General features: G+C 41.2%; 19 protein-coding genes. 17 read left to right on the plus strand and 2 right to left on the minus strand.

Features of this window, described 5'->3' with window-relative positions; translation table 11 throughout:
* The first annotated feature begins 116 nt into the window (after positions 1–116).
* From FXW07_RS02880 to FXW07_RS02905, 6 genes are all read left to right on the plus strand, one after another.
* Positions 117–1055, plus strand: a complete 939-nt coding sequence (locus FXW07_RS02880; RefSeq protein ID WP_229393681.1) for an ABC transporter ATP-binding protein — start codon at positions 117–119, stop codon at positions 1053–1055.
* Between the two features lie 36 nt (positions 1056–1091).
* The gene (locus tag FXW07_RS02885; protein WP_229393682.1) at positions 1092–2006 is read left to right on the plus strand and encodes an ABC transporter ATP-binding protein; all 915 of its coding nucleotides are present in this window, start codon (positions 1092–1094) and stop codon (positions 2004–2006) included.
* A 221-nt stretch (positions 2007–2227) separates the two neighbouring features.
* A complete protein-coding gene (locus FXW07_RS02890; protein WP_229393683.1) occupies positions 2228–3778 on the plus strand; it encodes an ABC transporter substrate-binding protein in 1551 nt (516 codons plus the stop codon).
* Positions 3779–3827: 49 nt separating this feature from the next.
* A complete protein-coding gene (locus tag FXW07_RS02895; protein WP_255678559.1) occupies positions 3828–4772 on the plus strand; it encodes an ABC transporter permease in 945 nt (314 codons plus the stop codon).
* Positions 4773–4786: 14 nt separating this feature from the next.
* Positions 4787–5665 carry an ABC transporter permease gene (locus tag FXW07_RS02900; RefSeq protein WP_229393685.1) on the plus strand — a complete coding sequence of 293 codons (879 nt, stop codon included), beginning with the start codon at positions 4787–4789 and terminating at the stop codon, positions 5663–5665.
* A 454-nt stretch (positions 5666–6119) separates the two neighbouring features.
* Complete coding sequence (locus FXW07_RS02905) at positions 6120–8729, plus strand: valine--tRNA ligase (protein WP_229393686.1); 2610 nt, start codon at positions 6120–6122, stop codon at positions 8727–8729.
* Positions 8730–8868: 139 nt separating this feature from the next.
* Here the strand turns inward: FXW07_RS02905 and FXW07_RS02910 are convergent, their stop codons facing one another.
* Positions 8869–9036: a hypothetical protein gene (locus FXW07_RS02910; RefSeq protein WP_229393687.1), complete on the minus strand. Its 168-nt coding sequence runs from the start codon at positions 9034–9036 to the stop codon at positions 8869–8871.
* 502 nt (positions 9037–9538) lie between these two features.
* On the opposite strand from FXW07_RS02910, the gene FXW07_RS02915 reads away from it, so the two are divergent.
* The 10 genes from FXW07_RS02915 to FXW07_RS02960 all read left to right on the plus strand — a co-directional run bounded on the left by FXW07_RS02915 (position 9539) and on the right by FXW07_RS02960 (position 21051).
* On the plus strand, positions 9539–9907 hold the full coding sequence (locus FXW07_RS02915; RefSeq protein ID WP_229393688.1) for a DsrE family protein: 369 nt from the start codon (positions 9539–9541) through the stop codon (positions 9905–9907).
* A 983-nt stretch (positions 9908–10890) separates the two neighbouring features.
* Positions 10891–12147: a hydroxymethylglutaryl-CoA reductase (NADPH) gene (hmgA, locus tag FXW07_RS02920; RefSeq protein WP_048119375.1), complete on the plus strand. Its 1257-nt coding sequence runs from the start codon at positions 10891–10893 to the stop codon at positions 12145–12147.
* Between the two features lie 534 nt (positions 12148–12681).
* On the plus strand, positions 12682–13290 hold the full coding sequence (locus tag FXW07_RS02925) for an archaellin/type IV pilin N-terminal domain-containing protein (RefSeq protein WP_229393689.1): 609 nt from the start codon (positions 12682–12684) through the stop codon (positions 13288–13290).
* Between the two features lie 81 nt (positions 13291–13371).
* A complete protein-coding gene (locus tag FXW07_RS02930; protein WP_229393690.1) occupies positions 13372–14061 on the plus strand; it encodes a hypothetical protein in 690 nt (229 codons plus the stop codon).
* A 413-nt stretch (positions 14062–14474) separates the two neighbouring features.
* Positions 14475–14969 (plus strand): hypothetical protein, encoded by a 495-nt coding sequence (locus FXW07_RS02935; RefSeq protein WP_229393691.1) that lies wholly within the window; start codon positions 14475–14477, stop codon positions 14967–14969.
* The gene (locus FXW07_RS02940) at positions 14969–15478 is read left to right on the plus strand and encodes a hypothetical protein (RefSeq protein WP_229393692.1); all 510 of its coding nucleotides are present in this window, start codon (positions 14969–14971) and stop codon (positions 15476–15478) included. Before FXW07_RS02935 ends, FXW07_RS02940 begins: the two co-directional genes overlap by 1 nt.
* Before the next feature lie 196 nt (positions 15479–15674).
* Positions 15675–16460, plus strand: coding sequence for an ATPase domain-containing protein (locus tag FXW07_RS02945; protein ID WP_229393693.1), 786 nt, complete (start codon positions 15675–15677; stop codon positions 16458–16460).
* A 60-nt stretch (positions 16461–16520) separates the two neighbouring features.
* Positions 16521–18335 carry a type II/IV secretion system ATPase subunit gene (locus tag FXW07_RS02950; RefSeq protein WP_229393694.1) on the plus strand — a complete coding sequence of 605 codons (1815 nt, stop codon included), beginning with the start codon at positions 16521–16523 and terminating at the stop codon, positions 18333–18335.
* The gene (gene flaJ / locus FXW07_RS02955; protein ID WP_229393695.1) at positions 18332–19897 is read left to right on the plus strand and encodes an archaellar assembly protein FlaJ; all 1566 of its coding nucleotides are present in this window, start codon (positions 18332–18334) and stop codon (positions 19895–19897) included. Before FXW07_RS02950 ends, flaJ begins: the two co-directional genes overlap by 4 nt.
* 155 nt (positions 19898–20052) lie before the next feature.
* On the plus strand, positions 20053–21051 hold the full coding sequence (locus FXW07_RS02960) for a hypothetical protein (protein ID WP_229393696.1): 999 nt from the start codon (positions 20053–20055) through the stop codon (positions 21049–21051).
* A gap of 267 nt (positions 21052–21318) precedes the next feature.
* Here FXW07_RS02960 and FXW07_RS02965 read toward each other — a convergent pair whose 3' ends face one another.
* Positions 21319–21498 (minus strand): hypothetical protein, encoded by a 180-nt coding sequence (locus tag FXW07_RS02965; RefSeq protein ID WP_048119360.1) that lies wholly within the window; start codon positions 21496–21498, stop codon positions 21319–21321.
* A gap of 104 nt (positions 21499–21602) precedes the next feature.
* On the opposite strand from FXW07_RS02965, the gene FXW07_RS02970 reads away from it, so the two are divergent.
* Positions 21603–21836: a hypothetical protein gene (locus FXW07_RS02970; protein WP_229393697.1), complete on the plus strand. Its 234-nt coding sequence runs from the start codon at positions 21603–21605 to the stop codon at positions 21834–21836.
* Positions 21837–21902: the final 66 nt, after the last annotated feature.

The following is a 21902-nucleotide window of genomic DNA, read 5'->3' on the forward strand; positions in this document are numbered from 1 at the left end:
GTATTAAGATATAATAACTTATTTGTTTATTATAGTGAAATATATGAAAAGAAATATAAATAGTAACAACATACACCCTGTAATTGTCATAACAAAAGATACGCAGATGTAGCAAGATGACCATGATTCTTGATGTTAAACAGCTGTATGTACATTTTCCCGTTTCAAGCACCGTCATCCGGGCAGTTGATGGGGTTGACATTAACATAGAACAGTCTGAGACACTTGCAGTTATAGGAGAGAGCGGTAGCGGAAAATCGGTACTGGGCCTGGCGTTACTAGGGCTGTTGCCTGCAAATTGCACTGTAAACGGAGTTATACGATATCATGGAGAGGATCTTCTAACCCTTTCTGAAACTGAACTTGAAATGATCCGTGGCAGAAAGATTGCATGGGTCCCTCAGAACCCTACAGGAGCAATGAATCCTTCTATGACTGTGGGGAACCAGATTGGAGAACCGATCTCTCTCCATATAGAAAAGGATAAAAATAAAATTAGAAAGAAGGTCCTTGAACTTCTCCAATTTATCAGAATAGCTCCCCCAGAGGAAAGAATAGATTCCTATCCTTATTCATTCAGTGGTGGAATGCTTCAACGCTCACTTGTAGCTATGGGAATTTCAGGTCACCCGGAAGTGCTTATTGCAGACGAACCTACAAAGGGTATAGACATAATGAATAAGCAGGCTATCACCTACCTTCTTAGGGTTTTACGCGAAGAAGGAATTACGCTGGTAATCATCACACACGATCTCCCATTTGCTAAAAACCTCGCGGACAGGATTGCAGTCATGTATTCCGGAAGGATAGTGGAAATAAGAGGGAGGCGGGAATTTTTTGACGGGCCACTGCACCCTTATTCCAGAGGGCTACTTCGTTCGCTCCCTGAAAACGGTCTTCACCCTATACCATCCGGAACAGGAGATTCAGAAGAAAACGATGGAGGCTGTAAATTCCGGTTTCGATGCACATCTGCAATAGAAAAATGCAGGGTCGAACCTCCTCTAATCCACCCTATAGAAGGGTCGGCTGTCAGGTGCTGGCTGTATGAGTGAAGGACGGAAATCGCATGGTTGAAGGGAGAAAGTCGCATGATTGAAGGAAGAGGCCTGACCAAGATATTCGCTCCCAATTCCCCCGGAAAAAACAGGATCATCGCTGTTGACAATGTAAATATCAGGATCGAAGCAGGAGAAACCCTTACTCTTGTAGGAGAAAGCGGATGTGGAAAGTCTACTCTCTCAAGACTGCTTCTCTTGCTTATTCCTCCAACACGGGGAGAGATATTCTTTGAGGGCCAGGCTCTTACGGGGATGAAAGAGAAAGAGCTCCGTTCTGTCAGGAAAAAAATTCAGATTGTACCTCAACAGCCTGAAAGCTCCCTGGACCCCAGGTGGACAATAGCTTACTCAATCTGCGAACCTTTCCGCATACATCCTGATTCGTTGCGCGGAAGGCCGATGGAAGAAGAGCTAAAAAGGCTTCTTAGGCTCGTTGGGCTCGAACCTGAGCAGGCAGCCAGATATCCTCACCAGCTCAGCGGTGGAGAACTGCAACGTGCTGTTATTGCTCGTGCTATCGCACTTGAGCCTTCACTTCTCATATGTGACGAACCGACTTCAATGCTCGACGTGTCTACCCAGGCATCTATTATACACCTCCTGAAAACACTCCAGCAAGACCTCGGATGTGCCCTTCTCTTCATTACTCACGACCAGGGGCTTGCACACGTTATTGGTGACAGGACTGCTGTAATGTTTGCCGGGCAGATAGTAGAAGAGGGGAAGGGTATTCTGGACAGGCCATACCACCCATTTACCCGCAGAATCACATCCGTCTCTGATTCCAGTTCCTTGCCACCATCTGAACCTCAAGGGACAAAAGTTCCAGGTTCATGCGTATATTATCAATTCTGCCCGGAAAAGACAGAAAAATGCCTTCACAGCCCTGAAATGATGGAATACAAAGATAGACGGGTGCGTTGCCATAATTTTTCGCCTACTTGATTAATCGTACACTCTCGATATCCCCTAATAAGTTTTAGCGGTACAACCACAATTCCAGGGTGCTTACCCCAATAAATTATCCTGGATTATCCAACAAATCATCCTGGATTGTCCCACCAGGTTACCCAAAATTAAGATGATAACTCCAGAGTTTTCTGTATATGTAAATTTTTGTGGAGTTTGATGTTGATACATAACAGTATCAGGTGTGATTGGTAAATATGAAAAGAAAAGAGGGAATTCTCTTTATTTTACTGGTTCTCGTTGTCCTGGGAGCCGGCTGTACAGACAAAGAACAAAAAGGAGATAATCAAACATTGTCCATCTCAGGCCAATGGAGTCCCACCTCTATTGATCCTCACATATCGGGGACTGTTCCTCAAAGGCTCGGGTACGTAGAAACTCTCGTAGGAGTTGATTATGAAGGAAAGATTATCCCAAATCTTGCAAATTCATGGGAAGTCTCCAATGATGGAAAAACATGGACATTCAAATTGAGAGAGGGCGTTCTATTCCATGACGGGACACCTTTCACAGCCGAAATAATGAAAAAATCTCTTGAAAGGTCCTTTATCCAGTCGGCATCAACATTCGGAAAAATTCCTGTAACATCGATTGAGGTTCCTGATGACCTGACATTAGTAATCAACCTTAATTCAACTTTCCCTGCACTTCCTGCTTATCTTTCCAAAGGAGAAAGTGCTGCTCTCGCCCCCGGATCTTATGATGCAAGCGGAAATGTCACAAAGCCTATCGGCACAGGGCCTTTCATCTTTGAATCCTGGAAACCGGAAGAAGAAATTGTTATTGTCAAGAATCCCAATTACTGGGGACATGTTGCTTCAGTTGATAAGGTGGTATACCGGATAATTCCTGAAGTACTTACAAGAAAGATGCTCCTTGACAGTAAGGACATTCAGATAGCAATGATTCTTTCTCCCGATGTTGCTGACAAATATACAGAAAAGGCTGATTATACGGTCCTTGAAGAGCCGATTGCTCGTGTAAGGATGATAACGTTCAATACAGAAAAGGAACCCTTCAACGATAAAAAGGTACGTCAGGCTGTTAATTATGCTATAGATCGAGAAGCGATAGTGAATTCTGTCCTTTACGGATACGGAACCACAGCATCAGGCCTTTTCCCTCCCCAGTTTTACTGGGCAAACAAGGATATTACCCCTTATACTTACGACGTGGATAAAGCAAAAACACTCCTTGATGAAGCAGGATGGACCGACTCGGATGGTGATGGGATCCGTGATAAAAACGGCAAGCCTATGAAGATTACATTAGTGACTTATTCTGAAAGAGCAGAACTGCCGTCGATCGCTGAGGTGATCCAGCAGCAGCTTAAGAAAGTAGGCATAGAGACAGAACTTAAGGTCCTCAATACCGATGCCGCAAATACCCAGAGGAATAAAGGAGATTTTGATATTTACCTCGTAGGAAGGGGACTATTTTTCGTACCTGATCCTGATGAGATAATGATGACGGACTATCATTCAAGTGGCACATCAATAGATGGTTGGGGAGCATATCGCTGGCATAACGATACTGTAGATCAGTTGATTGAGCAGGCCAGAACCACTTCCGATGAAGCTGCCAGAAAAAAACTCTATGATGAAGTTCAGGCAATTGTTGTCGAAGAAGCGCCGGTTGCGTATCTTAACTACTACGTTAATATCGACGTCACAACTTCGAACATAAAGGGATATCGTCTCCATCCTACAGAGTGCTCTTTCGACCTTCAGAATGTCTCAATTTCCTGATGTGGGTATTCTACCCACCACTTTTTCATTTAAAAGAGTTTGAGTAAGAATGATACGTAGAATTATACTGAACCGTCTGTTTCAAATGATACAGGTCATGGTAGGGATATCTCTCATCACTTTTACAGTAATTTCCCTTTCTCCCGGAGATCCAGCTGAAATTACGCTCAGAGCTACTCTTGGTACCGAAAGTCCACCTAAAGAGGCAGTAGCCATACTTCATAAAGAGATGGGGCTTGACGACCCCTGGTATGTTAGCTATCTAAAATGGATTTCAAGGGTTGTGCATGGAGACCTGGGATATTCCTATCAGACAAAAAGGAGCACTATTGAAGAGATCAGATATGCTCTGCCCACGACCTTCTATCTAGCCTCTCTCTCACTGTTATTCTCGGCTATTATAGCTATCCCGCTTGGAATTGCAGCAGCTCTGAGACAGAACGGTCCTGTAGATCATCTCTGCAGGCTTACTTCAATAGTCTGCCTCTCGAGCCCTGAGTATTTTATTGCTATAGTTTTTATGCTCATCGGAGGCATCTATCTTGGCATCTTTCCGGTTGCAGGAACAGGAGGAATAGAATATTTCATCCTACCATCCCTCACCCTTTCGGTTGGCCTTATTGCAATTACAGCGCGTATCATGAGGACAAGCATGATTGAAACGCTTGAGCAGGATTATATCAGGACAGCACGTGCAAAGGGGCTCAACCGCAGAAAAATTATTCAACGGCATGCTCTAAAGAATGCACTTCTCCCGGTCATTATATACATGGGAACCCAGTTTGGATGGCTTTTCGGAGGGGCAGTTACCATTGAAAGTATTTTTGCACTTCCAGGACTTGGGAGACTTCTTGTTAACTCTGTTTCTTCGATGGACATCATGGTGATGCAGGGATGTATGCTCACCTTCGCGGTGATTGTAGTGCTTATTAATCTCTTTGTCGACCTTGTTCAGTTTTATCTTGACCCATCAGTCCGGGCTCAGGGAGAATAATGGGGAGAATATATATGGAACACTCATACTTTGATGAAAAACTGGCAGTTTCCGAAATGAAAAGAGTATGGGGAGTCTTGCGGAGCAATATAACGCTTACAATAGGAGTCCTGCTGTTTATTCTTATCTCCGTGATGGCTGTAATGGCTCCGGCGATTTCCCCGCATGACCCTGCAGAAATGCATCTTGAAGAAAAGTTATCTCCTCCATCAGCATCTTTTCCCCTTGGGACGGACCAGTTTGGAAGGTGTATTTTAAGCCGTATATTATATGGTGCACAGACTTCATTCTTCATTGCAGTTATTTCAACTCTAATTATCGTGCCTGCAGGAATTATCATAGGAATGTATGCAGGTTATTTCAGCAGGTGCGATGCTTTCTTAATGCGATTGGCAGATATCTTTCTTGCTTTTCCCAGTATAGTTCTTTCAATTGCGATTGTGGGAGTTGTAGGCCCAAGTCCTGCAGGAATTATTCTATCACTTTCCATTCCTGGCTGGGCAAAGTATGCACGATTAATCCGGGGATCCACTCTTTCGCTGAAAAATAGCGGGTTCGTTGAGGCGGCCAGGGCAATTGGAGCATCTGATAAATACATTCTTTTCCGCCACATTCTTCCCAACAGTTACGGGCCTATTATTGAGATCGCAACGCTTGGATTGGGGTCCAAGATTATTTCAATTTCCGGGCTTGGATTTTTAGGGCTTGGGATTCAGCCTCCTACCCCGGAACTGGGAACAATACTGAAAGATGGACTTGTATACCTTCAGACTGCACCTATGATGGCTTTATCTTCAGGAGGCATGATCATGCTGTTTGTTCTTGCAGTAAATCTCATCGGTTCCGAACTGAGGTCTATTGCCGATCCTCGCTCTGATACGATAGAATTTTAATTGGCAGGCAAAGGAAGTAAAAACGAAAAGTTCAACCTCTAAAAATTCGTTTCTATCCTAACGACGGCATTTCAACCCCTAAAAATTATTTTTTGCCCAAAATTATGATGTTTATGGCTTTTCCAATTAATGTATAAAAACAAAATAGGAAAAAATATTTGCAGTATCCGGTGCTTTTGCAGTATCCAGTACTTGCAAAAATTTCCAGAATAATTAGCCACCTTGAATAATTAGCCACCTTTTATACATTAACACCTTATTGTACTCTGACAAATTTGTTTTTTCGGATAAAAATGCAATCAGCAGAATCAAAAAGTATATTCCTGTAAAATACTGGATAGGCATTAAAAAGTAAGAAATCTTTACTCTATCCAAAACCAGATATATTTAAATAATCGCAAGCACTCTAAACCCCAAGAATTCTTACACTATTTCCCAATCATGGAGTGTCTTTATGACAGAATCAGAAATCCCAAAAGAGTATAATGCAAGTGAGGTTGAGGAAAAATGGATGGAGAAGTGGGACCTCTCCATGTACCATTTCAACTGGGGAGAAGACCCCCGTCCCCAATATATTATCGACACCCCACCTCCTTATCCTACAGGTAATTTCCATATCGGAAACGCGCTTAACTGGTGCTATATCGACTTTGTTGCCCGATACAAACGTATGCGCGGGTACAATGTAATGTTCCCACAGGGCTGGGACTGTCACGGCCTGCCAACCGAAGTCAAGGTTGAAGAAATTCATAAAATAACGAAAAACCAGGTTCCACGGGCCGAGTTCCGCAAGATGTGCAGGGAACTGACTACAGGAAATATCGATAAGATGCGCAAAACAATGCTGCGCCTGGGCTTTTCCGTAGATTGGAGTAACGAATTTATTACTATGGACCCCTCATACTTTGTAAAAACGCAGAAATCCTTTGTCAGGATGTATAATCATGATTATATCTATCATGAAGAACATCCTGTCAACTGGTGCCCCCGCTGCGAAACTGCCATTGCTTTTGCAGAAGTCGAGTATGAAACAAGGCAAACAAAGCTTAATTTCGTCCATTTCGACAAGGTAGATATTGCAACCACCAGGCCGGAACTTATGGCAGCCTGTGTTGCAGTTGCAGTAAACCCTGAAGACAAGCGTTACAGCCAGTATGTAGGTCAGGAAATTACAGTCCCGCTCTTTGGCCAGAAAGTGACTCTGATTGCCGATGAGGATGTTGAGCCTGAATTCGGTACAGGCGCCGTAATGATCTGTACTTTCGGAGATAAGCAGGACGTACGCTGGTGGGTGAAATACGAACTTCCCCTCATAAAGGCCATCGACAAACAGGGCAAGATGACAAAAGCGGCAGGCAAGTATGAAGGCCTGAACATTGCCGAGTGCAGGGAAGCTGTCATTGCAGACCTGAAGGCTGCAGGTTTCCTCTATGACCAGAAATCTCTTGAGCAGAATGTCGGGCTCTGCTGGCGTTGTGACACCCCGATTGAAATCCTCTCTGAGCCCCAGTGGTTCGTAAAGATCGACAACGACGGCATCCTGAAAGCTGCAGATGAGATCAAATGGTATCCTGAATACATGAAAGTAAGGCTTCAGAACTGGACAGGCACGATGGAATGGGACTGGTGCATCTCCAGACAGAGGATCTTTGCAACCCCAATCCCAATCTGGTACTGCAAGAAGTGCGGGGAAGTAATGGTTGCAGAAGAAAGCTGGCTCCCGATTGACCCGAATGAAGCTGTCCCAAAGAAAGCCTGCGCCTGCGGATCAACCGAGTTTGAGCCTGAAACCGATGTCCTCGATACCTGGATGGACTCCTCGATTACGGCATTACACGTCACGGGCTGGGAAAGCGAGCACGAACTCCGCCTGCCTGCGCAGATCCGTCCACAAGGTCACGATATCATAAGGACCTGGGCCTTTTACACAATCCTGAGGAGCCTGGCTCTTGAAGGCAAGAGACCCTGGGACTCTATAGTGATTAATGGTATGGTGCTCGGGCCTGACGGACATAAGATGAGCAAGTCCCTTGGAAACGTTATCTCTCCTGAAGAAGTAACCACACAGTACAGCGCTGATGCTTTCAGGCAGTGGGGTGCAGTTGGTGGCTCCACAGGTTCGGATGTAATGTTCCGCTGGAAAGATGTGGTTTCAGCTTCTCGTTTCCTTCAGAAACTGTGGAGTATCTACCGATTCTCAATGTCTCACTTGAAAGACTTCGGACAGGATGATGCTGAAAAATTCCAGACTGACTCCCTCCTTATAATTGACAGGTGGCTGCTGAGTAAACTCAACAGGCTTGTAGATACCGCAACAAAGGAGCTTGATGATTACCAGTTTGATTCTACTTTCAAGGCCATAAGAGGTTTTGCCTGGGAAGTCCTTGCTGACAACTATCTGGAGCTCGTAAAAGGCAGGCTTTATGGCGATGAGCCCGAAGGCAGAAGAGCAGCTCAGTATGTGCTCTACAGGACAATAAAAACTCTCTCGCTTCTGCTTGCGCCTTTTATACCCTTCTTTGCAGAAGAGCTGTACTCCAGGTTTAGTGACGAAAGCGTCCATGAACAGGCCTGGCCAGCAGTTGATGAAAGCTTCATAAATGAAGAAGCTGAAGCCGCAGGGGAATTGATTAAAGAGATAACAGGTGAGGTCCGCAGATACAAGTCCGAACTGGGAATGGCACTTAACGCTCCCCTGAAAAAGCTTGAGATATACAATGCAAATATTGACACAGGAGATCTCGCAGGCGCCACAAACTCGAAAGTTGAGTTGATGAAAGGGGCTCCTTCCTTTGAATACGTACCAGTAGAAGTTAAGCCCAATATGGGTATCCTGGGCCCCAGATTCAGAAAAGATGCAGGTGCTATCGTGAAAGCTCTCAAGGCTGAAAGTCCTGCTGAAATTGAATCCCAGGCAGCCTCAGGAAAAATAACCGTTAATGTAGACGACAAACCGATCGAGCTCGAGCCCGAAGCCGTAGAGATAAAGAAAGAGGTGATTTCCGGCGGCAGGGAAGTTGATGTGATCGAAGTCAGAGGTGCGGTTGTTGTAATCGTAAGGTAAGCTTTTGCTTACCTTTTTATGAAAACTTCGGTATTCGGACGATACTTATTATTTCCAGCTTTTTACTAATAGCTGAGGTATGAAAAGCTGGGGTATGAAAAGCTGAAGACAGGACATCCTCCGGTTTGATTCCCTTAACTCAAACTCCTTCTTTATGAGTTATCATAGAATAGACTCTGCACAGGTTTTCTATGCACAGGTTTTCTATGCACAGGTTTTCTATGCGCAGGTTTTCTATGCGCAGGTTTTCTATGCGCAGGTTTTCTATGCGCAGGTTTTGATTTGGCTCCTTGATTTTTAAGATCAACGTCACCAATTAAAGATTGAGTTTATGAAAACTCTGCCTACTAATTTTATCTTTATGTGACAATTACTTAATTCAAATTTCGGCCTTAATTCTGCACGCCGGCTGTTCAACTAATTTTCTCAGATTTTTTCTCATTATTACTAAAATATCATTTTCAAAGATGAAAAATAGACTCATAGTGTACGATATTACGAACAAATCCAAAGATGTTCAGCTTAAATTGAGGATTTCTATCAAGCCGAACTCTCAAATATGGGCATTTAGAATTAGTCATAAACTTTAAAAATTTTTGTTACAACAAAAGTTCAGGTTAGATTAAAAGTGTTGAAGTGAATATATTATTTTATGTTGCAATCGAGTTAGTTAATCATGTATAAGTATCTAAATTTTGCCAGTTACTATAAAGAGAAATAGAATTATTTTATGCAAGTTTTCAATGTGAAACTTTATATACATCCAGGTAATCTGTTTCAGAAATGTATTATTCAAACCTGGAGTTTTTATGACAAAAGTCAAAAAAGTATTATTGCTGCTAAAAAATATGGTGTACGAAAGCACCAGCCCTAAGGAAACTCTCAAGTTTGCGAAGTACTACAGGAGTAAAGGGCTCGACGTGCTGGTTATTCTGTGGGGGCCTATGGGGGTGCTACTTGCAAAGAAAGATAAAATAAGAGGATCGCCCAAGTACGATGACACTGTACAGGAATGTATAGATATGGGAGTGGAGTTTCGGTGCTGTCAGCTTGCCTCGGATATGATCGGGCTTAAAAAAGAAGAATTAATCCCTGGAATCGACTTTATCTGCTCAAAAGAGGTAGCGGAACTCTTTCTGAGATACACTGAAGAAAACCAGTTAATCATTACTTTCTGAGCCTTACAAATTCTAAAATTAAATGAGATGTTTAAGCAATAACAGCCTTAAGCAATTACATGTGTTTTATTGTAGCTTTTTCTAAGTCAGGTTTTCTTCAACCTAATAATTCTAGCCTGCCCCCAATCTGTCCTTCTACGAAATATAAACCTGAAACCGGCTTATAGAATATGTAATTTCCACTTCATTCAATTTTAACCGTTTTAGAATCCCTTTTGCTCTTTACTTACCCACACCAGTTTCATCTCGGATAAAAGTGCTCTTCTCGAGTCCCGAGTTCTGTTACCCAAATTCCATCACCCAAGTTCCATCACCCGAGTCCCGTCTCGGGAGGACGGTTCCCTTTTCGCTCGCTTCGTTCTCTCAAGAGGGCTGAGTTAGGGGTAAACAGCGTTAATCTTTGCACAAGTGGGTGGATTTAAAATTGCAGTTTTTCTGTCTCAAATCACTTAGAGGTATAGAAAAACAAGGGATTTCCTGAGAGAGCCAATCTGCAATTTTTCGTCTTTTCCGGTTTAAGGAGCTGTAACAGGGTCTGAGAATTTTTCTGTAAATCTTAAATTCTAAAATGCCATGATCTTTTTCGATATAGTTAGACCGATAGAGCTTTTTATATGTACTTTATTTTTTATACTGTTCAGGGCTAACAGAAAATATCACATTGAGGAATGAATTATATGTCAATATGCACATATTAGAATAAAAATATAAAAACGCAAATCAAACAAGAGAGCGTTTGTGCACATAATAAGGGTAAAAATGGATTTTAATATAAAGTATACAACTTAAGTATAATACTTTAAAATGGTTATTTAATATTGAAGATTTCAGCCTAAGTATACGACTTTAAAGTGGTTATTTAATATTGAAGATTTCAGCCCAAGCATACGACTTTAAAGTGGTTGTTTAATATTGAAGATTTCAGCCCTTCAGTCAATTAATTTTTAAGGAATAAAAAGAAAAAAATTTCAGCAGGTGATTTCATGTTTTTACAGGATTATGAATTAAGTGAAGAAGAAAAAGTTCTCTTACAAAAGGTTCTGGATGGAGATGTGGCTCTTCGTAAGATTGAGGAGTTTGCAGACCCCGTGACTTCAGTAAAAATCAGACGACTCGCAATACAGGAGTTTGCAAAACTTGAGTTTGAACATATCCAGAATTTTTCCATCGATGTTGAAGCAGCATCGAAAAAGAATATTGAAAATATGATAGGCGCAGTTCAGATTCCTCTCGGAGTTGCTGGACTTTTGAAGGTAAATGGCGAATATGCGAATTCCGAGTACTACATCCCTCTTGCCACAACTGAAGGAGCTCTTGTTGCCAGCGTAAATCGCGGCTGTTCGGTTATCACAAAATCAGGAGGAGCCAATGTAAGGGTCTTTGAAGACGAAATGACGAGAGCGCCTGTTTTTAAGTTTGAGAGTGTTATAAGAGCTAAAGAATTTTATGAGTGGGTAAAATGTCCTGAGATTTTCGAGAAGATGAAAGCCACTGCCGAGAAAACGACACGTTTTGGCAAATTGCTTTCTGTAAAACCCTTCATAGTCGGCACATATGTACACCTCAGGTTCTCGTATGATACAAAAGACGCTATGGGCATGAACATGGTGACTATAGCTACCGACGCGGTGATGCACCTTATCGAAGACGAATTCGGTGCACATTCCATTACCATTTCAGGAAATATGTGTACGGACAAAAAACCTGCTTCCATAAGCACAATTCTCGGAAGAGGAAAAACCGTTGTAGCTGAGGTTACGATTCCAAAGGAGATTGTCAAGGAGACCCTGAAATGTACACCTGAATCCATGTTTGAAGTAAACTACAGCAAAAACCTGCTTGGTTCGGCAAGAGCAGGTGCGCTTGGCTTCAATGCCCATGCTGCAAATATTATTGCTGCGATTTATCTGGCCTGCGGACAGGATGCGGCCCATGTTGTTGAAGGGAGCACTGCAATTACGAGCATGGAGCTTACGAAATATGACGAAATTCACTGCTCTGTTACTCTACCTGCTCTGCCTGTGGGAACCGTTGGTGGAGGCACTGGTCTTGGGACCCAGAGAGATTGCCTGAACATTCTTGACGTTGCAGGCGCAGGTGACGTTCCCGGAGTAAACTCTAAGAAATTTGCGGAAATCGTAGCTTCTGCCGTGCTTGCAGGAGAAATTAACCTTATAGGAGCTCAGGCTGCAGGACATCTTGCCCGTGCCCATGCTCAGCTAGGTCGTGGAAAGTTCTAACGCAACCGTTGCGCCGGTTGATCACGCCGATAGGGTTCGGGGATAAGTTTCTCAAACTCAAATGTTTTTCGGGTTTTCGGTCAAGCCTTTTTTAAAAAGGCTTATGATAACGTTGGATAGAGTTTGGGGATAAGATCCTCAAACTCAAACTTTTCTCTTGTTTTCGGTACACTTCCACTGATTTACGGAGATTTTGATTTTTCTCAGAACAGTTTCAAATTTGGGAGTAACTTCAAATTTAAGAACAATTATCAAATTTGTAGACAGCTTTTCTATAATTCTTTATTAATATATCTTCATTTACCATCTTTTCCAATTTTTAAGAAAAGTTAATAAATCAGAAGATGTTAGTATCTATTGGAAATTTATGGGTATGTGTATGGGGGTAATTAATAGGGAACCATGTGGATCAGCTCCTGAATGTCTCGTTTCCCATCAAAAATTTGTAAACTTGAGAAATAGATATGCTGAGAACATGACCCTTTAATTTCTCTATATACTTTCATTCAAAAATAACATTTGGAGTGAACTAGAATGAAAGGAATTTTTAGCATTTTTAGAAAAGATGATAAAGCCTTCACAGGGCTCGAATCAGCAATTGTGCTGACCGCTTTCGTAGTTGTGGCAGCAGTGTTTTCTTATGTAGTGCTCGGGGCAGGGTTTACTACCTCCGATACCGCCAAGAAGACTATCGATGAGGGTGTGAAACAGACTACTTCTTCAGTTGAACTTGCAGGTGATGTAGTTGCGACTTGTACAGACCCTACTGCATCTGCTACTGTAAATACAATTATTGTCACTCTTCAGCTCACAGCGGGGCAATCTCCTGTGGATATAGGGGTAGATAGTGGCGCCGGAATGCTGGTGGTAAGTTATGCAGACAGTGCTATCTATAGCCCAGAAGTAACATGGAGTTCGTCATTTATAGGGGATAACGACGAAGATACGATTCTAGAACAGCATGAGAAAGTGCAATTATCTATCACTGTACCCAATACTGATCCAAACATCGCATTGCTTGCGACTTCTGGTTCAGCGGAGAACACTGAATTCAGACTTGAGATAAAACCAAAGGTTGGCGCAATTGTTCCAGTAACAAGAGTAACTCCGGCACAGATCGATAAAGTTATGGTTCTGAAGTAACCCCTAAGGGATTTTAGGGGGCACTTTCCCCCTTCTTTTATCCAAAAATTGAAGAATTAATTCTTTCTTTTGGTGGTTAATATGGAACTGGAGAAAAGAGTAGCAGATATGGAAACTGAACTTAAAACCGTAAAAGGGGAGATAAAGGAATTACTCGTGGATATAAGGGACCTTGTAAACAGAAATGAAAATCCCTTTTTCAATGGCCAGAAAAATGGAGTCCCAAGGCTTGAAACAAAAGGAAAAGGGACAGAAGTGGAGAATCAACTGCCTTCTGATGAAGAAAAAAATGATAAAAATAAGGAAAGTGCCCAGGAACCGGTCAGAACCCTTTCTCCAGATGAGGTTCCCGAAGGAAATATTCCACAACAGAAAACTCCTACAAAGGAAATGCAGGCTATTGAACCTGAAATTTCAGCTCGAAAAATCGATACGTTTACCCTTGTCGAACTCATGCGCTGGGTGGATTATGCTATCCGGACAGTTGGGCACAGCAACCTGGAAGTCCTGCTTGACCTGTATTCACTTACAGGACCGCTTTCTGAAGAGACCAGATATGTTATCAAAAATATTGCAAACCTTTCCATTGAAGAGCCTGCATGTGAAGATAAGGTTAGCATGAAAGATAATATTACAGTGCTTTCGCAATTGAGTGCAATTCTCGACCCAAGAGAATTCAAAAATGGAATCAAGCCTCTTTACGAAGATTCCGGCTGGAGAGAAGACAAAAAAGGAAGACAGGATTTTTCTATAATTAAATGTACGAACTAAAAAACCGACTAGATGTACGACCGTTAAATTGACTGAAAAGCAGATCAAATGTTCAAATTGATACCAGTTAATCATTATTAGTGTCAGTAAACTTAGGTAAATACTGTATAATTTTATTAGTGTCAGTAAACTCAGGTAAACACTGTATAATTTTATTAGTGTCAGTAAACTCAGGTAAATACTGTATAATTTAATTAGTGTCAGTAAACTAAGGCAAATACTGTATAATTTAACCGTTATTGTCAGACAGAATCAATGCTACTGGCATAATCGATATTCCTGACATAAACAGGTTGAGATATCACTATTATCTAACTGCTATATGCTCATTCAAATTGGTTTATGTTTTTTCAAACTTACCGGAGTTTATTCAAACTGATAAGGGGAACCAGAAAGTAAGGCGGGGTCGAAGAATGAGTGGGGAAGCGATAAGCTCTGCGATTCTAACAATAGCATCCATTATCTGTGCATTTTCATTTGTTTCAGTTGTATACCCGTCTGTAATTTCCGCAGGAGACCCTATAATCAGCCGTACAAATGCAATGGGAGACCAGATCCAGACCGATTTTGAAATATTACATGAGACAACTGCCGATGAAGGCTCAGAGGTCCACATATGGGTTAAAAACGTGGGACCTAAGGGGATATCTTCCGGTTTAATCCCGAGATCGGACCTTTTTTTTGGGGAGGTCGGGAAATTTGAAAGAATACCATATGATGAGAATGGAAGTCTGGCTCCCTGTTGGAACTACTCAATAGAGCAAAACAATGACAATAACTGGGACAAAGGGGAAACACTGCAGATCAGATTAAAGCCGGTTGATGTGCCTGTCAGCCGAGTGAAGTATTTCATTAAATTTAGTGCATACAATGGGGTTTCTGAAGAGGCCTATTTTACGGTGTCATGATGGGGTTCGGAACGGTTATTGCATCAATGCTTTCGGTTGCAATTCTCCTCCTGGCATCTTATGTCTGCTCAAGCGGGGGGTTTTACATGGCAGACGTTCTTGCAAATTCAGTAATGGAAATGCAGGAAAATGAGAATGAGATAATGAAAACCGAAATTGAAATTACAAATATCTCTGCAAATGAGGCCGGTATTTTCGTGTCCCTTAATAATACGGGCTCCACAAAGGTAGGAGACTATGATTATATGGACGTGATCGTGAAGTACTCCAACACATCCGGCATTGCAAAAACCATATGGGTTCCCCACCAGGGAGATTCAGACGCATTAGAAAACAAATGGACTGTGGGAAATATAAGTCCAGATCTGGTAAATCCCGGAATTCTCGATCCGGGTGAGGAGATGGAACTGCAGATTTTGCTCGAAGATTCCCTGGAAAACAAGAGTGTAAACTGGCTGCTGGTGGCTGCCCCAAATGGAGTAAAGGCTTCAGGATATTTTAACGCATGAATTAGAGTACTGATTTGATAGGCCAGAATTAGATAACTGGTTTGATAGGCCAGAATTAGATAACTGGTTTGATAGTCTAAAATTAGAGTACTGATTTGATAGGCCAGAATTATTCAGGCTAAGTCAATGATTTGAATTAGATAACTAAGGAGATAAAAAATTAGTTCATCTTTGAAAAAAGGGAGAGAGGAAAAATATGGGAGTAAGTTCGGAAGAGGCTTTATTTCTTGAAAATGAAGCATTTTGTGAAGAGGTATCAGATAAATCGGAAACTGAGAAGAAACCCTTAGAATTCATATCTTCAGGAAATCTGGAAATTGATAAGAAACTGGAAGGAGGCATACCCGCAGGTTCTTTATGCCTTCTCGAAGGAGCAAAAGGTAGTGGAAAATCAATTTTCATGCAGCAGATTATGTTGGGAGCTCTCAACCAGGATAAAAAAGTTTTATCTTTGACGACAGAAAAAACCTCCCGAAACCTGTTGAATAATATGGAAAGCCTGAATCAGGACATATCAGATTATTTCATAATAGGCAGGTCAAAGATTTTTGAAATAAATGCAAGCTATGTTGAAGAAAATCCCGAGCTAAGTAATAATCTGCTAGAGAGGATGCTCAAATGCGTAAACGACTGTGACGAAGAACTTATCCTGATCGATTCTTTAACGATTTTAGCGGTTAGCGCCTCTGAAAATACCTTATTGAATTTTTTTAGGGAATGTGTAAAACTTTGTGATAAAGGAAAGACTATTTTAATAAGTGTTCATGGGTATGCATTCTCTCAGGAAGTGCTTTACAGGCTAAGATCCGTTTGCGATTCATGCCTGGAACTGAGAATTGAACAGGTCGGAGATAAACTGATAAAGACTATGGAAATTCAGAAGTTGAGGGGTGCCAGAAAAACTACTGGAAATATGTTAAGTTTTGATGTGAACAGTGAGTGTGGGCTTAAGATAATTCCAGTTTCGAAAGTCAAAGCCTGAAAGAGGAAAAACATCCGGAAAAAGTGCTCTTAAGAAAGAAGGCTCGAATGAGGATTTTAAATGGACGCTCTACCTTTTAACCCGTTGCCTGCACCGGTAAATGGAAAGCGCTCCAGAGAGGATGTACGTTTGAGACTTACTTCAGAATTGCGGGAATTTGTGGGCAGGGAAGAAAATAGTCACATTCTTGATTATATATGCCGACTTCCTCTGGAACAAGTCGCAATCCCGGAGTTCCATTTAAAGATCTCAAGAGCTATGAAAGGTATCAAACACCCAAACCTAATTTATCCTATTGGAAAAGGACTTGCTGTTCACATTTATCCTGATAAAGAAGACATAAGAAATTACTATATCCCGATAGAACCCTGTCTTTTTCAGGATATGAACAGCACACTTGAGGCTGTAGAAAAGCTGCTTATCGACGTTATACATGACGAGGATGTTGATACTAAGGACCTGGAAGAAAAGAAAAAACTTCTGGAAAGAGCCCTTGAAAAAGTTTGCATTATAGAAGAACACGTAAACGAAAGTGCAGAAAAAAAAAGTAAAGATTTTGAGGGGAATAAAACAGCCACGAGAGAGAAAAATGGCAAATTGAAAATCGGATTGATTGGAAATTTAAAAGAAGCCGGTAAAGCCTTCAAAATGAAAAAATTGGAAAATATCCGGGTAACTCCTGAAGAATTTCAAGCTATCAAATATCTTATGATAAGGGACAAGATCGGAATGGGAATGCTCGAACCTCTGTTGCTGGACTCGAATATAGAAGATATCAGTTGCAGCGGGCTTGGGAGGGTTTTCGTCGAGCATAAGATATTTTCGTCCCTTAAAACAGCAATTACGTTTCAGGAGACTGAGGAACTTAACTCTTTTATAATACAGATGTCTGAGAAGGTCGGAAAGCCAATCACATATCGAGATCCTATAGTTGATACCGCTCTTCCGGACGGGTCAAGGATTAACATTGTGTTCGGAGAAGATGTGTCCAGAAGGGGGAGCAATTTTACCATAAGGAAATTTATGGGAACTCCGATTTCTATTCTTGAACTTATTGACTTTGGGACAATTGACTACATTATGGCTGCATATATGTGGATGATGCTGAGGGCAGGGATGAACTGCTTTATTTCGGGGGAAACGGCTTCCGGAAAGACCACTATGATGAATGCAATAACTACTTTTCTTCCCCCTGAGTCAAAAATAGTTTCTATTGAAGACACGCCGGAACTGCAGGTTCCCCACAAGAACTGGACCAGAGAGGTTACAAGGACTACAAGAGAGGATAGCGGGTCTGATGTCTCGATGTTTGACCTGTTAAAAGCTGCCCTTCGCCAGCGCCCGAATGAGATTATAATCGGAGAAATCCGTGGAGTAGAAGGCAGCATTGCTTTTCAGGCTATGCAAACAGGGCACCCTGTCATGTCTACTTTCCATGCCGCATCCGTCGAAAAACTCATTCAAAGGCTAACAGGAGACCCGATCAATGTTCCCAAGAACTATGTAGATAACCTGAATGTGGTTATCATCCAGAGCGCGGTAAATATCCCTGGAAAAGGGATGGGAAGAAGAGTCCTGAGCATAAACGAAATTGTAGGCTATGATTCCTTTAATCAGGCTTTCAATTTCATGGACATATTTAAGTGGGACCCTGCAACAGATACTTTCAAATTCACGGGAAAAAATAATTCATATTTGCTGGAACAAAAGATTGCTCCGCGTATGGGAATTCCGGAAAACCAGGTCCGAAAAATATATTCCGAACTTGAAAGGAAAGGAAAAATTCTCAAGAAGATCCATCAGGCGAAAATTACCAACTTCTACGATCTCTTCAATACTTTGATCCAGATTGAGGAGGCTGGTTTAATATCATGAGAAATGTCATGAGACCTGAGGAGAAACTTGCGTACCTGAAAGCAGAAGCTAACCAGCATGGGTTTGAGGGCTACTTTAATCTTGCACGGCAACTGAAGGACACAAAGGTTGTTGAAAGAGTCAATGATGATATGCTCTTCCTTCTTACTTATATGGCAGCGATTTCAACGGCCGATATTGAAAGAGACAGGATTTTCGATTATGCAGGCTCTCAGAAAGAGTATGAAGCTTCAAAATATTTCAGGCAGATTCATAACCTTGCCTCAAAATGGGGCTATGCATATGCAAAGGCCTGCAAATATATATCTCAGCGATTGCAGGACGAGTACCTTTCAAAACTTTTTGGACGAATGTCAAATATTCTTTCGTCTGGAGAACCGGAAAAAAACTTTCTGAAGCAAGAAAAACTAACAAGGGAAGAAATATTTTCCAATGAATATGAAAGAAGCATCGAATCACTGAAAAAATGGACCGATGGATATACTGCCCTGATGGTGTCCGTAACCCTTGTTGTTACTATAATTCTTGTTTCAGTCATGATCTATAATATAACAAATATCGGAACGATTGCTTTTCTTGTTGTATTACTAACTGTTTTTATCTGTGGGATTGCGCTTTTTATCATATATAAAGCCGCTCCTGCTGAAAAGAAGCTTCATACCCTGAGCAGGCGGTCAAAGGAACAGGAAATTATCAGGTTTTTGAGTCGGATTTTGCTTCCGCTGGGAGCAATTTCGGTCATTGTTCTCATTCTAATCGGTACAGAGCTCCAGTATATTTTGCTTGCAATAACTTTCTTTACGCTTCCGATAGGCTTCTTTGCGATGATAGATGACCGAAATGTCAATGAAAGAGATAGTAGCTTTCCCGCATTTGTGAAGACTCTGGGCACACTTGCAGGAACAACAGGAATCACTATTCGAAGTGCAATGGAGGACCTTGATAAAGAAACTATAGGCGGCCTCAGGCCTGGGGTTGAGGAATTACATGCAGGGCTTTCCCTGGGACTTAAGTCGAAGCTCTGCTGGGATAAATTCATAGGAGAAACAGGTTCCGAACTGATCAACCGATGCTCAAGGATCTTCACGGACGCAGTTGAGCTTGGAGGAGACCCTGCCGAAATAGGAGAAATAGTCTCATCCTCAAGTCTTTCTATTGTACTTCTCAGGATGAAAAGACAACTTGTCAGTTCCGGTTTTCGCGGCCTTGCCATAACTCTCCATGTTGTTATGATCGGGCTTCTAATTTTTATAATAGAGATAATTTCCAAATTTAGCGGGCTCGTTTCTGGAATGAATGAGTCTTATTCTTCGATTCAGGGAGGCGCTTCCGGAATGGGGATGAGCATGTTTAATGTTACTGAAAGCATACCGTTGCTTTATACATTTACCCTTTCCGTGGTGCTTATTTTAACAATTTCAAATACTCTTGTAGTAAAAATTGTAGAGGGTGGAGGAAACTGTAAGCTCTTTTTCTATGGAGGCTTGATGTCAGGAATTTCCGGGCTATGCATGATCATTGTCCCGCCGGTTGTATCAGGGGTATTTACATTTCAGATGTGACAAATTGAAAAACGCAAATTTGAACTAAATGTAAATTTGAACTAAATATAAATTTGAACTAAATGTAAATTTGAACTAAATGCAAATTTGAACTAATATAAATTTGAACTAAAAGAGCTATAAAGAAAAATTCAGGGTTGGTGGGAGGTAACAGAATGGATGCATTAAATAACTTGAGAATTAAAGGGCTAAAAAATCTAAAAATCAATGGATTCAAATTTCTAAAAGTTAATGAATTGAAGCATTTGATATCTAAGCCTGCGAGCCAAGATGATATGGAACTGGGGGATTTGATAAAAAGTAAAAAGGAGGTTGAAATCAAAATCCGAAAACTGTTTAGGGAAAAGAAAGAATTGGAATCCCAGATTGAAAAGAAAGAACTTGAATCCTGGGTTGAAAAGAAAGACTTGGAATCCCGAATTGAAAAGAAAGAGCTTGAATCCCGGATTGAAAAGAAAGAATTTGAGTCCCGGACTTATCAGCGTCAAGAAACCGAAGACGAAAAAAGAGAAGAAATATCTGAGTTTATCTGGAGAGAGGAAATCTTTCCTCCGCTTCGCAGAAATATGCATCAAGAAGTATCCAGATCTCTTGAAGTTGAAACTGATTCTTTGCAAAAAGAATATGCCGGAATTTCAGAGAGGATAAATAGCCAAACAGATAAAAAAGTTGAAGGCTCCGATAAATCTCTTGAATCAAAAGAAACCGTTGAAATCGAAGAGGCCAATATAACAGAGATAGGGGTTAAAGAAGAAGCAAATTCTGCCAGTGAAAAAAATGATGTGAAAAGTGATGAAAGAGCTGATTTCGATGATATGAGAAAAAAAGCTGAAGAAATTGCTTTTCTGGAAAATACAGACAAACCAGAAACTGTCGAGGCTGCTTTAGAAGATTATGAAAACGGAGAAAATAAAAGACTTGCTTTAGAAGATAACGAAAAAGAAGATAAAACTCCTGAAAAGAGAAAAACTGAAAGTGAAAACCCTGCTCCTGGCATTTTTGGAAATAACCTGATTCAAGAGTTGCTGGAAAGCGAAGACCTGTGCCCTGAGGAAGAGCAAAATTTCATGAAGTATATTGGGGAATCAAGTGTTTCCGAAATTATCGCAGATTTAAAAGAAGTAAAGAGCATCCTTACCGAAGCAGGGCCCTGAAAGTTTGATTAAATATAAAATAAGCATGTAACTCTTCAAATAAAAGGAATAAACAAATAAAGGCACCTGAAAGCACCTTTATCCCAGGAAACTCAAAAATAGTGACAGAAATCCCGCCACGCGAAAATCCTGCCACAGAGCTCTTAAAGAATAGTTCTTAAGATACAGCTTTAGAAGGAAACAGTTCTTAAGATACAGCTTTAGAAAGAAATAGTTCTTAAGATACAGCTTTAGAAGGAAGTTCTTAAGAGTTTGCTCTTGCTTTTTTCACTTATGGAAAAGTCCTTCTTTTGCTTTATTAAGATGTTTATTTGCTTCCTCCATTTTACTGGCAGCTTCAAGGATATCCTCGGAAGCTTCAAGAAAACCATCTTTTTTGGCTCTCTGAGCCCATTCTTTGAAACTTTCAATGTGGCTTTCGTTGTGCTCGATCCAGTGCTCAATCAAATGTGAAAGGTTATCGTGACTAAGTTCTTCAGTAATAGTTTTCCCTCCTGTCCAAAATATATACGATTCATGGTATAAATGCCCGCTGGATATAATTAGAATTTTTGAACAGATACCTCGGAAAGACAGAAAATAGATCTAAAGAGACAATAGGTAGAAGATCCGGAATAGGTAAAAGATCCGGAATAGGTAAAAGATCCGGAATAGGTAAAAGATCCGGAATAGGTAGAAAATCCGGAATAGGTAGAAGATCCGAAATAGGCAGAAGATCCGAAATAGGTAGAAAATCCGAAATAGATAGAAGATCCGGGATAGATAAGATCCGGAATAGAAAATAATCTGATAAGCAGGATAGTTTAAAATCCTGAGAACTATGTATCAGGTTTTAAACGATTCTGCCCGCT

Origin of the sequence: Methanosarcina sp. DH1, assembly GCF_020804205.1 — an archaeon.
Classification (GTDB): Archaea; Halobacteriota; Methanosarcinia; order Methanosarcinales; family Methanosarcinaceae; genus Methanosarcina; species Methanosarcina vacuolata.